This is a genomic window from Kitasatospora sp. NPDC127067 (assembly GCF_042724755.1).
In the GTDB taxonomy this organism is placed as follows: Bacteria; Actinomycetota; Actinomycetes; order Streptomycetales; family Streptomycetaceae; genus Kitasatospora; species Kitasatospora lactacystinica.
Genome location: NZ_JBHXEM010000031.1, coordinates 28,456 through 41,647, shown reverse-complemented (window position 1 = coordinate 41,647; position 13,192 = coordinate 28,456). Strand labels below are relative to the sequence as shown.

Below are 13,192 nucleotides of genomic sequence, written 5' to 3'. Positions count from 1 at the left end.
GAGCCGGGCGGCGGGCGGAAGCCGGCCCCCGCCCGCCCGGGGACCGGCCCGCCCGCCCGTTCAGCCGTTGAGGAGCGCCGCCTCCCGCTCCCGGTCCAGCCCCACCGTGACCCGGTCGGACCGCCGCGGCGCGCTGCCGCCGATCGACCGCAGCCAGGCCCAGGTGTCCGCCACGGTCTCGGCGACCGGGCGGCAGCGCAGCCCCGCGCCGAGCGCGCGCTCGACCGAGCCGGTGTGCAGGAAGTCGTACAGCTCGCCGGGCGCCAGCCAGATCGGCAGCTCGGTCCACGGCTCGACGCCCGCCGCGAGGATCCGCTCCGGGTCCGTCCAGCGCAGCTCGGCGTCCGAACCGGTGGCCCGTACGCAGGCCTCCAGCAGCTCGCCCATGGTGGCGTGGCCGGACGGACCGACCAGGTTGTACGGGCCGGCGAGGCGGGCCGCCGCGGCGTCCAGGGTCCAGGCCGCGAGGTCGCGGACGTCGATGTACTGCAGGGCCAGCCCGCGCGGCCCCGGGGCGAGCACCGGGCCGCCCTCGGCGATCCGGTTGAGCCACCACGGCAGCCGCCCGATGTTCTCGTGCGGGCCGAGGATCAGCCCGGCCCGGGCCAGCAGCGCCCGACCGCCGAACTCCGCCTCCAGCGCCAGTTCGGCGCCGCGCTTGGCCTCGGCGTAGGGCACCTCGCCGGTGAGGTCCGGGGAGGAGGCGACCACCGGCGCGGCCTCGCCGGCCCCGGCCCGCAGCGGGTAGTCGTACACCGACCGGCTGGAGACGTACGCGTAGTGGCCGACCCGGCCGTTCAGGAGGCGGGCGCTGTCGCGCACCGCCGCGGGGGCCCAGGACCAGGTGTCCACCACGGCGTCCCACTCCCCGGTGCCGAGCGCCGCGAGGCCGCCCTCGGCGGTGCGGTCGCCCAGCAGTGTCCGGACGCCCTCGGGCGCGGGCCGCGTGCCGCGGTTGAGGGCCGTCACCTCCCATCCCCTGGCCAGCGCCTCTTCGGCGACGACCCGTCCGACGAACTCGGTTCCACCCAGCAGGAGAAGTCTCATGCCGACCACCCTGCTCCCAGGGTGGCCGGCATGGAACGGCTGCATGCTCTGGGCGAAATCGCCGGGAGCGAACACGCCGTCAGCGGGGCCCGGACCTGCCGGGCCGGCGTCAGGCCGTGGCGCGGTGGTCCGGGTCGTGCACCTCGCCGACCAGCTCCTCCAGCACGTCCTCCAGCATGACCACGCCGAGCGTGCGCCCGTCCTGGTCCAGCACGGCGGCCAGGTGGCAGGTGGCCCGGCGCATCGCGCCGAGGGCGTCGTCCAGCGGGAGGCTGCCGCGCAGCACCGTGATCGGCCGCCACAGGCGGGCCGGAACGGGCGCCGAGGCGTCCTCCACGTCGAGGACGTCCTTGAGGTGGATGTAGCCGAGGTAGCCGTGGCCGGCCGGGTCGCCGTCGGTGACCGGGAAGCGCGAGAAGCCGGTGCGCAGCGCCAGCTCCTCGACCTCGGCGGCGGTCGCCTTGGTGTCCACGGTGACCAGCTGCTCGGGCTTGAGCAGCACCTCGGTGACCGGGCGGTGGCCCAGCTCCAGCGCGTCCTCCAGGCGCTCCTGGCGGCCCTCGTCGAGCAGCCCGGCGTCCCGGGAGTCCGCCAGCAGGTACATCAGCTGCTCGGTGGTGAAGACCGACTCGACCTCGTCCTTGGCGTCCACCCGGAACAGCTTGAGGATGCCGTTGGCGAGGGCGTTCAGCACCCGGATCACCGGGGCGAGCCAGCGGGCCAGCCGGTCCAGCGGCGGGCCGAGCCAGAGTGCGGCCCGCTCCGGGCCGGCCATGGCCATGTTCTTCGGCACCATCTCGCCCATCACCATGTGCAGGAAGACCACGACGGCGAGCGAGATCCCGTACGAGAGCGGGTGCATCAGGGTGGACGGGACGCCGATCGCGTGGAACGGGCCCTCCAGCAGGGAGGCGATGGTCGGCTCGGCGAGGGCGCCGAGGCCCAGCGAGCAGACGGTGATGCCGAGCTGGGCGGCGGCCAGCATCGCGGAGACGTTGGACAGCGCGTGCAGCACGGTGCGGGCGCGCTTGTGCCCGGCCTCGGCGAGCGGTTCGATCTGGCTGCGGCGCACCGACACCACGGCGAACTCGGCGCCGACGAAGAAGGCGTTGCCGAGCAGGAGCAGCAGCGCGACGGCCAGTTGCAGGGCGGTCATCGGCCCTCCTCCCGGTCCTCGTCGAACTGCGCGGGCGCGGTGGTGCGCTCCACCCGGACCTCGGTGGTGCGGTGGCGGTCGACACCGGTCACGGTGAAGCGCCAACCGGGCAGCTCGGTCTGCTCGCCCACCTCGGGGAGCTTGCCGAGCAGGTCGGAGACCAGACCGGCCAGGGTCTCGTACGGGCCGTCGGGGGCGTTCAGGCCGATCCGCTCCAGCTGGTCGATCCGGGCGCGACCGTCGGCCTCCCAGACCGGCAGGCCGTTGACCGGCGGCAGCGCGAACAGCTCGGGGTGGTCGTCCGGGTCGTGCTCGTCCTGCACCTCGCCGACGATCTCCTCGACGATGTCCTCGACGGTGACGACGCCGGCGGTGCCGCCGTACTCGTCGACCACGATGGCCATCGGCTGGAGGCGGCGCAGCTGGTCGAGCAGCCGCTCGGCGGGCAGCGTCTCGGGCACCAGCAGCGGCGGCGAGGCCAGCTCGCCGACCCGCACCAGGCCGCGCCGGGCGGCCGGGACGGCCAGGGCGTCCTTGAGCGTGACGGTGCCGGTGACCTCGTCCAGGCTGTCGGTGTAGACCGGGAAGCGGGACAGGCCGGTGGCCCGGGTCAGGTTGATGACGTCGGAGGCGGTGGCGTCGCGCTGGAGCGCGGCCACGTCGACGCGCGGGGTCATCACGGACTCCGCGGTCAGCTCGCGCAGGCCCAGGGTCCGGACGAACAGAGTCGCCGACTCCTCGTCTATGGCGCCGGCCCTGGCCGAGTGGCGGGCCAGCGAGACCAGCTCGTCCGGGGTGCGGGCGTGCGCCAGCTCCTCCTGCGGCTCGATGCCGAAGGCGCGGACGGTCCGGTCGGCGGCGCCGTTCAGGAAGCTGATCAGCGGGCGGCAGGCGAAGGAGAAGGCCATGTGCGGGGCGGCGACCGCGCGGGCCACCTGGAGCGGGCGGGAGATCGCCCAGTTCTTCGGAACCAGCTCGCCGATCACCATCTGGACGACGGTGGCCAGCACCATGCCGACGATCACGGAGACGCCGCGGGCGGCCGAGTCGGGCACGCCGATGGCGGACATCACGGGCGCGAGCAGGGTGGACAGCGCCGGCTCGGCGAGCATGCCGACCACCAGCGAGGTGACGGTGATGCCGAGCTGGGCGCCGGAGAGTTCGAAGGAGAGGTGCCGCAGGGCCCCGGCGACGCGGCGGGACTTGGCGTCGCCCGCCTCGGCGGACCGGTCGACCTCTCCGCGCTCCACGGTCACGAAGGCGAACTCGGCGGCCACGAAGAGGCCGTTGGCGAGGATCAGGAGAACGGCCGCGAGCAACAGCAGCCAAGCGGTGATCACAGTGCCGCCTGCCTTCCGGGGTCGGGAAGCGAGGCGGCGCAGGTACTACCGGACGGATCGTCCATCGAGGGGGAGTGTCACTCCTCTGGTCGGGTTCGGGCACTCGATTTCGGGCAGGGCGAAGTTTGCCCTACTTTTACCAGCGTAGACCATACCCGGATGGGGGTAAGGAGCCTGTTCGGCCCGCCGGGAACGGAGAACCCCCGGTGGGGGCGGGTCCGGATTCAGACCCGGGCGTGCTGCTCGACCAGGTCGCGCAGCGCGCGGGCGTCCGCGATCGCCCGGTCCTTGCCGACGCCGGACTGGATGCCGACCGCGGCGAGCGAGGTGCCGTCGGCGAGGTCGAGGGTGGCCCACGGGTCGCCCTGGCGGAAGTTGACCCGGACGATCTCGGCCCAGGCGAGCCGGCGGCGGCGGACGAAGTTGACCACCGTCACGCCCTCCGCGTCGGCGCTCACCCGGGGGCGGGCCAGCATCAGGCCGACGCCGGCGAACAGGACGCCGCTGGCCATCATCATGATCCGGTCGTTGAGCTGCCAGTTCTCCGGGAGCAGCACGGCCATCGCGGAGAACAGCGCCACCAGCAGCACGCAGACCGGCAGCAGCACGGCGCGGGTGCGGCGCGGCGCCCAGGTGACGGGGAACTGGACGGGCGGCGTGGACACGTGGGGTCTCCGGGGTGGTTCTGGTTGCGGCAGCACGAGGGGCGGGGACGCGGTCGGCGTCCCCACCCCCATTGAACCGTTCTTTACCCGCGGGCCGGCGGGCAGGTCACCCGGACACGCGGTTCGAGGGCGGCGGGCCCCCGGGTCAGAGGCGGCAGGCGTGGATGTTGGTGACCAGGATGGCCCGGGCGCCGATGCCCCACAGGTCGTCCATGATCTGCTGGGCCTCCTTGCGGAGCACCATCGAACGCACCGCGACCCAGCCCTCGGTGTGCAGCGGGGAGACGGTCGGCGACTCCAGGCCCGGGGTGAGCGCGACGGCGGAACCGACGTTCTCGGCGCGGATGTCGTAGTCCATCAGCACGTAGCGGCGGGCCACCAGCACGCCCTGGAGGCGGCGCAGGAACTGCTCCACCCGCGTGTCCTCGCCCGCGCCCTTGGGCCGGATCACCACGGCGTCGGAGATCAGGATCGGCTCGCCGAACACCTCCAGGCCCGCGTTGCGCAGGCTGGTGCCGGTCTCCACCACGTCGGCGATCACGTCGGCGACGCCCAGCTGCACCGCGGTCTCGACCGCGCCGTCCAGCTTGGTGACCGTCGCCTTCACGCCGTGGTCGGCGAGGTGCTGCTCGACCAGGCCGGTGTAGGAGGTGGCGATCCGCAGGCCCTCCAGGCCCTTGACGTCCTCGACGTCCACGCCCTCGGGGCGGGCGAAGCGGAAGGTCGACCCGGAGAAGCCGAGGGCGAGCACCTCCTCCGCGTTGGAGTGCGAGTCCAGCAGCAGGTCGCGGCCGGTGATGCCGACGTCGAGGCGGCCGGAGCCGACGTAGACGGCGATGTCCCGCGGGCGGAGGAAGAAGAACTCCACCTCGTTGTTCGGGTCGACGAGGACGAGCTCCTTGGGGTCCTTCCGCTGGCGGTAGCCGGCCTCATGGAGCATCTCCGCCGCGGGACCCGAGAGAGAACCCTTGTTGGGGACGGCGATGCGCAGCATGGGAGGTTGCTTCCTTACCTGTTGGGAGGATGGGTGTGCTCTGGGGAGCGGGTGTCTAGAGGTACTTGTAGACGTCGTCGAGCGTCAGTCCGCGGGCGATCATCATCACCTGAACGTGGTAGAGGAGCTGCGAGACCTCCTCCGCCGTCTGCTCGTCCGACTGGAACTCGGCGGCCATCCAGACCTCGGCGGCCTCCTCGACGACCTTCTTGCCGATCGCATGGACGCCCTGCTGGACGAGCTGCGCGGTGCGGGAGGACGAGGGGTCGCCGGTGGCGGCCTTCTGCTGGAGCTCGGCGAAGAGCTCCTCGAATGTCTTCGAAGCCATGATGGGGCCACCTTACGGCGTGCGGGCGGACGGACGGTAAACGGTCCCGGAGCGTGGACAGTCCAGTGGACGTCCGTGCTCCGGGACCGGGCGGTTCGTCGTCAGAGCGCCGCGCGCAGGACCGCGGCGGTGGCGACGGCGGCGGTGACGGCCTCGTGGCCCTTGTCCTCGGCGGAGCCGGGCAGGCCCGCGCGGTCGATCGCCTGCTCCTCGTTGTCGCAGGTCAGCACGCCGAAGCCGACCGGGACGCCGGTGTCGACGCTGACCTGGGTGAGGCCGACGGTGGCCGCCTGGCAGACGTAGTCGAAGTGCGGGGTACCACCGCGGATCACCACGCCGAGGGCCACCACGGCGTCGTAGCCGCGCTCGGCGAGGCGCTTGGCGGCGACCGGCAGCTCGAAGGTGCCGGGCACCCGCAGCACGGTCGGCTCGGCGACGCCCAGCTCCTTGAGCGCGCGGTGGGCGCCGTCCAGCAGGCCGTTCATCACCGTGTCGTGCCACTGGGCGGCGACGACGGCGACCTTGAGGTCGGCGGCGCCGTCGATGGTCAGCTCGGGGGCTCCGTGGCCGCTCATGTCTCTTCGTCCGTTCTGTCTGTCGTGCGGGTGCGGGTGGCTGTCGTGCGGGTGGTTGTCGTGCGGATGCGGGTGGTCAGGGCCCGGGGCCGGGGGTCAGGAACCGAGGCCGGGCAGCTCGTGGCCCATCCGGTCGCGCTTGGTGCGCAGGTAGCGCAGGTTGTGCTCGCCGGGCGCGATCTCGACCGCTTCGCGCCCCTTGACCTTGAGCCCGTGCTCGGTGAGCGCGGTCAGCTTCTGCGGGTTGTTGGTGAGCAGGGTGAGCGAGCGGACGCCGAGGTCCACCAGCATCTGGGCCGCGATGCTGTAGTCCCGGGCGTCGGCGGGCAGGCCGAGGTCCAGGTTGGCGTCGACGGTGTCCCGCCCCCGCTCCTGCAGCTCGTACGCGCGCAGCTTGTGGGCCAGGCCGATCCCCCGCCCCTCGTGGCCGCGCAGGTACAGCACCACGCCGCGCCCGGCCGCGGCGACCCGCTGCAGCGAGGCCTGCAGCTGCGGGCCGCAGTCGCAGCGCAGCGATCCGAAGACGTCACCGGTCAGGCACTCGGAGTGGACCCGCACCAGGACGTCCTCGTCGTCCGGCAGCCGGCCCTGCGCGTCCAGACCGCCGGCCACCAGCGCGAGGTGCTCGACGCCGTCGATGGTGCCCCTGTAGCCGACGGCGGTGAACTCCCCGTACGCGGTGGGCAGGGCGGTGACGGCGGCCCGGTCGACGTGCAGCTCGGTACGGCGGCGGTAGGCGATCAGGTCCTCGATGGAGATGATCGCGAGGCCGTGCTCGCGGGCGAAGGCGACCAGCTCGGGCAGCCGGGCCATGCTGCCGTCGTCGTTGACCACCTCGGCGATCGCGCCGGCCGGCGGCAGCCCGGCCAGCCGGGCCAGGTCGACGGCGGCCTCGGTGTGCCCGGGGCGGACCAGCACGCCGCCCTCGACGGCGCGCAGCGGGAAGACGTGCCCGGGGCGGGTGAGGTCGCCGGGCTGGGTGCCGGACGAGGAGAGCAGCCGTACGGTGCGGGCGCGGTCGGCGGCGGAGATGCCGGTGTCGACCCCCTCGCGGGCGTCCACCGAGACGGTGTACGCGGTGCCCTTGCGGTCCTCGTTGACCTGGGTCATCGGCGGGAGCTTGAGGCGGTCCAGCTCCTCGCCGGTCATCGGGGCGCAGATCACGCCGGAGCTGTAGCGGACGGTGAAGGCCATCAGCTCGGGGGTCGCGGCGGACGCGGCGAAGACGATGTCGCCCTCGTTCTCGCGGTCCTCGTCGTCGACCACGATCACGGCGCGGCCGAGGGCGATGTCGGCGATCGCCCGCTCGACCGGGTCGAGGACGAGTTCGGGCTCGGACCCGGTGGCGCCGCTGCTGGACTGGTTCTCGGTCATCTCGGTCATACCGTGGCTCCCTGCGGGACGGTGGCGGACTTGGCGCGCGGCTCACGGGTGCTCAGCCACCAGGAACGCAGGCCGAGCAGCACCAGGACGAAGTAGACGGAGTAGGTGAGGCCGGAGAAGGAGTAGCCGCTGTTGAAGGCGAACGGCACGCCGACCGCGTCGACCGCGATCCAGGCGAACCAGAACTCCACCCAGCCGCGGGCCTGGGCGACCATCGCGGCCAGCGTGCCGACGAAGATGTAGGCGTCCGACCAGGGGCTCCAGGACAGGCTGGGGAAGGACGTGAAGAGCAGGGCGAGCGCGACGGTGCCGGCCGCGGTGCCCGCCGCCAGCACGAGCCGCTCGGGCCGACTCGCGAACCGTACGGCGATCGTGCCGCTGTCGCGGCGGCCCCGCCGCCACTGCGCCCAGCCCCAGGCGGCGGTGGCGATCACGATCAGCTGCTTGCCGATCAGGCCGGGGACGTGGCCGCCGAAGTAGGCCGCGATCAGCACCGCGCCGGACAGCAGCTGGACCGGCCAGCTCCAGACCGAGCGGCGCCAGCCGAGCGCGAGCCCGCCGAGGCCGAGGATGTTGCCGAACATGTCGGCCCACTTGACGTGTTCGCCGAGGACGGTGAACGCCTCGCCGCTGAGCCAGCTCACTTGGACTCCCCCGGGGTTCCGTCGACCGGCCGGCCGGACGGGTTGGACAGGTACGACAGCTCGGACGGGTCGGACAGGCCCGACGGGCTGGAGAGGTTCGGCAGGTTCGGGAGGTTCGGGAGGGTGCGGGACTCCAGGAGCCGCTCGACGTACTTCGCCAGCACGTCCACCTCCAGGTTGACGCTCTCCCCGACGCCCTTGGCGCCGAGCGTGGTGAGCGCGAGGGTGGCCGGGATGAGGCTGACGGTGAAGCTGTCCTGCGCGGCCTCCACCACGGTGAGGCTGACGCCGTCGACCGTGATCGAGCCCTTCTCCACCAGGTAGCGGGAGACGGTCTCGGGCAGCGAGAACCGCAGCACCTCCCAGCGCAGGTCGCCCGCCGCGTCGCGCTCGCCGGGCTCGCGGCTCAACAGCCGCCCGGTGGCGTCGACATGGCCCTGGACGAGGTGACCGCCCAGCCGGTCGCCGAGCGCCATGGCGCGCTCCAGGTTGACCCGGGAGCCGGGCGCCAGTTCGCCGAGGCTGGAGCGGTGCAGCGTCTCGGCCATCACGTCGGCGCTGAACTCACCGGTTCCGGCGGCCAGTTCCGCCGGGCCGTCGACGACGGTCAGGCACACGCCGTTGACCGCGATGGAGTCGCCGTGCCGGGCACCCGTACAGACCACCGGGCCGCGCAGGCGGATCCGCGAGGAGTCGCCGATCTCCTGGATCGACACGACCTCGCCGAGCTCTTCGATGATGCCGGTGAACACCCGGGTTCTCCTCGCGCTTGGGGCGCGGACTCCGGGGCGGCATGGGAGATGACACGGACGGGCACCGGCGTACGGACCGGGGACACCACCCGTCGCCGGGGATGCCGAGGCCGCCGGGAGATCGCTCGCCCGGCACGGGAGACACCGCTCCCGTCGTTCACCTGACCGGGGCCCGGAGGACGGTTCTCCGCCACTGGACCCACGGGTACTGCTCTTCGTCCGCCCGCGCACGCCTCCCATCCGGACTTTAACCGTCGGTCCAGGAATTTCACCTGGTCAACCGGCCGCTGGCTGCGGACGGGTCGCGGACTGTAACCGCCGGTTCGGATTTTCACCGACCCCGGAGTGCGCTGAACGTCACTGCTTGATGCCGTCATTGTGCCACGGTCGGCGCAACGGCAGGGAGGCCCCGTGCCTGTGGTCTGTTTCACGGGCGTGCGGGGAATGCGCGGCGGGGTGCCGTCCGCGGCTCGCGCGATCCGGTCCGCGGGCGCGGGCCCGGCGGTCTGGTGGCGCAGGCGGACGGCGGGGGCGAGGCTGGTAGTCGGGGCCCTGCCGATGACACATCGAAGCTACGGAGGCGAGGGCGATGGCGAAGTTCATGGACGTCCACCACGGGATGGCCGGAATCACGGCCGAGCAGCTCAAGCAGGCACACGCGGCCGACCTGGCGATCCAGGGCGAGGAGGGCGTCCACTTCCAGCAGGCCTGGGCGGACCCGGAATCGGGCACGGTGTACTGCCTCTCCGACGCACCGTCCAAGGAGGCCGTGCAGCGGGTCCACGACCGCTCCGGGCACCCGGCGGACGAGATCCATTCGGTGCCGCTGTCGGTGTGAGAGCCCGGTTCAGAGCGTGGCCGGTGCGGCAATCTGCAAGAAGTGGGTGACCTCCGGCGGGTGGGCGAGGTAGCTCAGCTCACCCTCCGACCAGACCGGCCGGATCCGCCACATCGGCCCCGCGTACCCGCGCAGGGCCTCCTCGTCGCGCCAGCGGCTCAGCACCAGCACCCGGTGCCGGTCCTCGGACACCGAGCGCAGCAGCTCGCCGCCGAGGCAGCCCTCGGTCCGCCCGAGTTCCGGGATCACCTGGGCGGCCAGGTGCGCGCAGAACTCATCGAGTCGATCGGCGAGGACCTGCCCGGCCCAGATTCTGACGATCACGACCACCACCTCCGGCTGCCCGGCGGGCCTTGTCCCAGTGCTCCCTGGCCCCCATTATGAGCGTGGAACCGCTGGTGGGGAGGGGTGGGGGCGGAATTTCACGGAGGGCCGCGGCAGTGCGGGGGGCGGGGTGCGCCGAGCGGCCTCGGCTACATTCCCGGTATGACGACCACACCGGAATCTGCCGTTTCGTCAACCTCCGCGCCGGACCGGCCGGGCGGCCTGTTCGACGCCCTCCACGCGGGCGCGCTCAGCGATCCCGCCCAGCTGCGGGAGATCTACGAGCAGCCCGGCGACCAGGCCCGCCGCAAGCAGGTCGACCGCCTGCACGAGGTCGCCCAGCGCCTGATCGCCTGCTCCCCGCTGGTGTTCGTGGCCAGCACCGACGCCGCCGGACGCTGCGACGTCTCCCCGCGCGGCGGGCCGGCCGGGCTGGTCTCGGTGCTCGACCCGTACACCCTGGCCATTCCGGACGCCACCGGCAACAAGCGCTTGGACACCCTGCACAACATCCTGGAGACCGGCCGGGTCGGGCTGCTCTTCGTCGTCCCGGGCCGGGACGCCACGCTGCGGGTCAACGGGCGGGCCTGCGTCTCGACCGACCCGGAGCTGCTGCGGCAGCTGACCGCCGTCGGCAAGCCGCCGCGCAGCGCGATCGTGGTCGCCGTCGAGGAGGTGTACGGGCACTGCCCGAAGGCCTTCCTGCGCTCCTCGGCGTGGAAGCCGGAGAACTGGCTCGCCAAGGACGCGCAGCCGAGTTCGGCGGAGGTCACGCTCTCGCACCTGCGGGACGAGTCGCTGACCGTGGAGATGATCGAGCAGTACGAGCGGGAGGCGCTGCTGTACCGGTACGAGTGATGCGAGTGAGGTGCCGGGGCCGCGCGGACCCCGCTCCGTACGGACCCCGCTCCGCGCGGGACGCCCGGCGACCGGTCCGGGGGCGGACCGGATCGCCGGGCGGCGCGCGCTCAGGCCGCCCTGGGAAGGTCCTCCACGGCCGCACCGTCGGCGGCCCGCCGGACCGCCTCGACGCCCTTGTGGGCGGCGTCCTTGCTGGCGTAGCCCTGGCCGGTGGCGACGATCTCGCCGTTGCCCGCCTTGAGCCGGAACCGGTACTTGCCGCCGGCGTCCTGATAGACCTCGAACTTGCCCGACATCCGGGCCACCTCCTCGCGGGGCCTCCTCGCGGAACGCTCGATGCGCCCGCCGTCCTGCCCCCGGCGCCACCGTGCGCCCGGCGCCGGGGCGGCCGCACCCGGGCGGGAGCCGGACGGGTGAAGCCGGATCCGCGGGGATCGGCGGGAGTGCCGGGACGGCCGCCGGTGGATTGAATGGACGGATGGACTGCGTCTTCTGTGCGGTGGTGGCGGGCGAGGAGCCGGCGCACCGCGTGCTGGACGACGAGGCCGCGGTGGCCTTCCTGGACCGCCGGCCGCTGTTCCCCGGGCATGTGCTGGTCGTGCCGCGCGCCCACCACCCGACCCTGGCCGACCTGCCGGGCGCGGAGGTGGGACCGTTCTTCCTGCGGGTGCAGCGGGTGGCGACGGCCGTCGAGCGCGGGCTGGGCGCGGCGGGCAGCTTCGTCGCGGCGAACAACCGGATCAGCCAGTCGGTGCCGCACCTGCACGTCCACGTGGTGCCGCGCAATCCGAAGGACGGGCTGCGCGGGTTCTTCTGGCCGCGGCGGCGGTATCCGGACGAGGCGGGGGCGGCGGAGGTCGCGGGCCGGCTGCGGGAGGCGCTGGAGGACTGAGCGGCGCGGCGGGTCGAGGACGTCGCCGGCGTGCGGGCCACTGCCGGGCGTACGCCTGCGGGAGCACCGGCGGACGTACGCCTGCGGGAGCACCGGCGGGGGTCGATATCGTTTTCCGGGCGGACGATCCGGCCGGTGAGGGTGTCTAGGCTCGCGACCATGAACGAACTCGCCTGCCTCGTGCAGCAGACGGCCGACCGGCTCGCGAGCCGCCACGTCGGCGCGGTGGTCGCCGGGCTGGCCCGCGGTGACGTGGAGATCCGCGGCGCCGGGCGGACCGGTCCGGGTGGTGGCGTGCCCGGGCCCCGCACCCTGTTCGAGATAGGTTCCGTCACCAAGGTGTTCACCTCGCTCGTGCTCGCGCGGCTGGCCCTCGACGGTGCGGTCCGGCTGGACGACCCGCTCGCCGAGGTGCTCACCGGGCCCTCGGGCGGTCGTGCCGTCGTCCCGGCCAAGGGCCGGGAACCGATCACCCTGCGGCACCTCGCCACCCACACCTCGGGGCTCCCCCGACTGCCCCGGGGCATGGCGCTGCAGTCGCTGCTGTCCCCCAACATGCCCGATCCGTACGCCGGTTGCACCGCCGAGCGGGTGCTCGACGGGCTCGCGCGGACGCGACTGCGGTCCGCGCCCGGGCGTGGATTCCGCTACTCCAACCTCGGCGCGGGCCTGCTCGGCCTGGCCCTCGCGCAGCGGTCCGGCCTCGGGTACGAGGAGTTGGTGGCGCGCGAGGTCGGTGCGCCGCTGGGCCTGACGGACACCGGTCTGCGGCCGGACGGGGAACGGTCCGCGCGCCTGGCGCACGGTCACACGCCGGGCGGCCGGCCGGTGCCGCCCTGGACCTTCGCGGCCGTGCCCGGCATGGGCGGGCTCCGCTCGACCGCCGCCGACCTGGCGGTGTTCCTGCGGGCCCAACTGGCCGCCGCGCGCGAGCCGGACGCGCCGTTGTCGCCGGCGATCGCCCTCACCCGGGAGACCCGCCACCGGGTCAACCCGTTCGCCTGGACGCACCTGGGCTGGCTCGGGCACCGGCTGCGCGCCCAGCAGGGCGGGCACCTCCAGATCTGGCACAACGGGGGCACGGGCGGCTTCCGTTCCTTCGTCGCCTTCGACCCGGAGAAGCAGGTGGGCGTGGTGGTGCTGGTCAACACCCGCCGGTCGGCCGATCCGGCGGGGACGGCGCTGCTGCGCGGGCTGCAGAACGGGTTCGCGACGGCGGGGTGAGGGCGGGCCCGCCCCGTTCGCACCCCCGCCGGTGGGCGGCCCCGGCCGGGGCGCGATGATGGCGGGGCCGATTCGGGCCAAAAGGTGCCGATTGGCACTGTCGCCAGCGGCGACGAGCGGTTGATGCTGGGATCCGGCGGTCGCGGTTCCGACGGGGGATTCCGCCGAG

16 protein-coding genes and 1 riboswitch are annotated in these 13,192 nt (G+C 73.4%); of the genes, 4 read left to right on the top strand and 12 right to left on the bottom strand.

Annotated elements, in window-relative coordinates; translation table 11 throughout:
• Positions 1-60: 60 nt before the first annotated feature.
• The 10 genes from ACFWJ4_RS15830 to ACFWJ4_RS15785 all read right to left on the bottom strand — a co-directional run bounded on the left by ACFWJ4_RS15830 (position 61) and on the right by ACFWJ4_RS15785 (position 8,884).
• Positions 61-1,047 (bottom strand): NAD-dependent epimerase/dehydratase family protein, encoded by a 987-nt coding sequence (locus tag ACFWJ4_RS15830; RefSeq protein ID WP_380543971.1) that lies wholly within the window; start codon positions 1,045-1,047, stop codon positions 61-63.
• 109 nt (positions 1,048-1,156) lie between these two features.
• Positions 1,157-2,203 (bottom strand): hemolysin family protein, encoded by a 1,047-nt coding sequence (locus ACFWJ4_RS15825; protein ID WP_380543968.1) that lies wholly within the window; start codon positions 2,201-2,203, stop codon positions 1,157-1,159.
• Positions 2,200-3,543: a hemolysin family protein gene (locus ACFWJ4_RS15820; RefSeq protein WP_380543965.1), complete on the bottom strand. Its 1,344-nt coding sequence runs from the start codon at positions 3,541-3,543 to the stop codon at positions 2,200-2,202. The genes ACFWJ4_RS15825 and ACFWJ4_RS15820 overlap by 4 nt, the downstream gene beginning before the upstream one ends.
• Before the next feature lie 224 nt (positions 3,544-3,767).
• Positions 3,768-4,208: a PH domain-containing protein gene (locus ACFWJ4_RS15815; RefSeq protein WP_359898675.1), complete on the bottom strand. Its 441-nt coding sequence runs from the start codon at positions 4,206-4,208 to the stop codon at positions 3,768-3,770.
• A gap of 145 nt (positions 4,209-4,353) precedes the next feature.
• A complete protein-coding gene (gene hisG / locus ACFWJ4_RS15810; RefSeq protein WP_380543962.1) occupies positions 4,354-5,202 on the bottom strand; it encodes an ATP phosphoribosyltransferase in 849 nt (282 codons plus the stop codon).
• A gap of 55 nt (positions 5,203-5,257) precedes the next feature.
• Complete coding sequence (locus ACFWJ4_RS15805; protein WP_280685086.1) at positions 5,258-5,530, bottom strand: phosphoribosyl-ATP diphosphatase; 273 nt, start codon at positions 5,528-5,530, stop codon at positions 5,258-5,260.
• A gap of 101 nt (positions 5,531-5,631) precedes the next feature.
• The gene (gene ribH / locus ACFWJ4_RS15800) at positions 5,632-6,105 is read right to left on the bottom strand and encodes a 6,7-dimethyl-8-ribityllumazine synthase (protein ID WP_380543959.1); all 474 of its coding nucleotides are present in this window, start codon (positions 6,103-6,105) and stop codon (positions 5,632-5,634) included.
• A gap of 96 nt (positions 6,106-6,201) precedes the next feature.
• Positions 6,202-7,479: a bifunctional 3,4-dihydroxy-2-butanone-4-phosphate synthase/GTP cyclohydrolase II gene (locus ACFWJ4_RS15795; protein ID WP_380544061.1), complete on the bottom strand. Its 1,278-nt coding sequence runs from the start codon at positions 7,477-7,479 to the stop codon at positions 6,202-6,204.
• Positions 7,480-7,484: 5 nt separating this feature from the next.
• The gene (locus ACFWJ4_RS15790; protein ID WP_380544058.1) at positions 7,485-8,072 is read right to left on the bottom strand and encodes a nicotinamide riboside transporter PnuC; all 588 of its coding nucleotides are present in this window, start codon (positions 8,070-8,072) and stop codon (positions 7,485-7,487) included.
• 56 nt (positions 8,073-8,128) lie between these two features.
• The gene (locus ACFWJ4_RS15785) at positions 8,129-8,884 is read right to left on the bottom strand and encodes a riboflavin synthase (RefSeq protein WP_380543956.1); all 756 of its coding nucleotides are present in this window, start codon (positions 8,882-8,884) and stop codon (positions 8,129-8,131) included.
• 224 nt (positions 8,885-9,108) lie between these two features.
• Positions 9,109-9,236, bottom strand: a riboswitch (FMN riboswitch).
• Positions 9,237-9,473: 237 nt separating this feature from the next.
• On the opposite strand from ACFWJ4_RS15785, the gene ACFWJ4_RS15780 reads away from it, so the two are divergent.
• Entirely contained in the window at positions 9,474-9,722 is a 249-nt protein-coding gene (locus ACFWJ4_RS15780; protein ID WP_380543954.1) for an SCO4226 family nickel-binding protein, read from the top strand.
• Between the two features lie 9 nt (positions 9,723-9,731).
• Here the strand turns inward: ACFWJ4_RS15780 and ACFWJ4_RS15775 are convergent, their stop codons facing one another.
• The gene (locus ACFWJ4_RS15775) at positions 9,732-10,046 is read right to left on the bottom strand and encodes an antibiotic biosynthesis monooxygenase family protein (protein WP_380543951.1); all 315 of its coding nucleotides are present in this window, start codon (positions 10,044-10,046) and stop codon (positions 9,732-9,734) included.
• 162 nt (positions 10,047-10,208) lie between these two features.
• Between ACFWJ4_RS15775 and ACFWJ4_RS15770 the strand changes: the two genes are divergently transcribed.
• Complete coding sequence (locus tag ACFWJ4_RS15770) at positions 10,209-10,904, top strand: MSMEG_1061 family FMN-dependent PPOX-type flavoprotein (RefSeq protein WP_359898686.1); 696 nt, start codon at positions 10,209-10,211, stop codon at positions 10,902-10,904.
• A gap of 110 nt (positions 10,905-11,014) precedes the next feature.
• Here the strand turns inward: ACFWJ4_RS15770 and ACFWJ4_RS15765 are convergent, their stop codons facing one another.
• Entirely contained in the window at positions 11,015-11,203 is a 189-nt protein-coding gene (locus tag ACFWJ4_RS15765) for a YegP family protein (RefSeq protein ID WP_380543948.1), read from the bottom strand.
• A gap of 182 nt (positions 11,204-11,385) precedes the next feature.
• On the opposite strand from ACFWJ4_RS15765, the gene ACFWJ4_RS15760 reads away from it, so the two are divergent.
• Together ACFWJ4_RS15760 and ACFWJ4_RS15755 are read left to right on the top strand one after the other, a co-directional pair.
• A complete protein-coding gene (locus tag ACFWJ4_RS15760) occupies positions 11,386-11,799 on the top strand; it encodes an HIT family protein (RefSeq protein WP_380543945.1) in 414 nt (137 codons plus the stop codon).
• A gap of 159 nt (positions 11,800-11,958) precedes the next feature.
• Positions 11,959-13,023 carry a serine hydrolase domain-containing protein gene (locus tag ACFWJ4_RS15755; RefSeq protein ID WP_380543942.1) on the top strand — a complete coding sequence of 355 codons (1,065 nt, stop codon included), beginning with the start codon at positions 11,959-11,961 and terminating at the stop codon, positions 13,021-13,023.
• Positions 13,024-13,192: the final 169 nt, after the last annotated feature.

Coding starts and splice junctions, on each gene's coding strand:
- ACFWJ4_RS15830 (WP_380543971.1), bottom strand. CDS start 1,047: ATGAGACTTCTCCTGCTGGGTGGAACCGAGTTCGTCGGACGGGTCGTC.
- ACFWJ4_RS15825 (WP_380543968.1), bottom strand. CDS start 2,203: ATGACCGCCCTGCAACTGGCCGTCGCGCTGCTGCTCCTGCTCGGCAAC.
- hisG (WP_380543962.1), bottom strand. CDS start 5,202: ATGCTGCGCATCGCCGTCCCCAACAAGGGTTCTCTCTCGGGTCCCGCG.
- ACFWJ4_RS15805 (WP_280685086.1), bottom strand. CDS start 5,530: ATGGCTTCGAAGACATTCGAGGAGCTCTTCGCCGAGCTCCAGCAGAAG.
- ribH (WP_380543959.1), bottom strand. CDS start 6,105: ATGAGCGGCCACGGAGCCCCCGAGCTGACCATCGACGGCGCCGCCGAC.
- ACFWJ4_RS15795 (WP_380544061.1), bottom strand. CDS start 7,479: ATGACCGAGAACCAGTCCAGCAGCGGCGCCACCGGGTCCGAGCCCGAA.
- ACFWJ4_RS15790 (WP_380544058.1), bottom strand. CDS start 8,072: ATGTTCGGCAACATCCTCGGCCTCGGCGGGCTCGCGCTCGGCTGGCGC.
- ACFWJ4_RS15780 (WP_380543954.1), top strand. CDS start 9,474: ATGGCGAAGTTCATGGACGTCCACCACGGGATGGCCGGAATCACGGCC.
- ACFWJ4_RS15770 (WP_359898686.1), top strand. CDS start 10,209: ATGACGACCACACCGGAATCTGCCGTTTCGTCAACCTCCGCGCCGGAC.
- ACFWJ4_RS15765 (WP_380543948.1), bottom strand. CDS start 11,203: ATGTCGGGCAAGTTCGAGGTCTATCAGGACGCCGGCGGCAAGTACCGG.
- ACFWJ4_RS15760 (WP_380543945.1), top strand. CDS start 11,386: ATGGACTGCGTCTTCTGTGCGGTGGTGGCGGGCGAGGAGCCGGCGCAC.
- ACFWJ4_RS15755 (WP_380543942.1), top strand. CDS start 11,959: ATGAACGAACTCGCCTGCCTCGTGCAGCAGACGGCCGACCGGCTCGCG.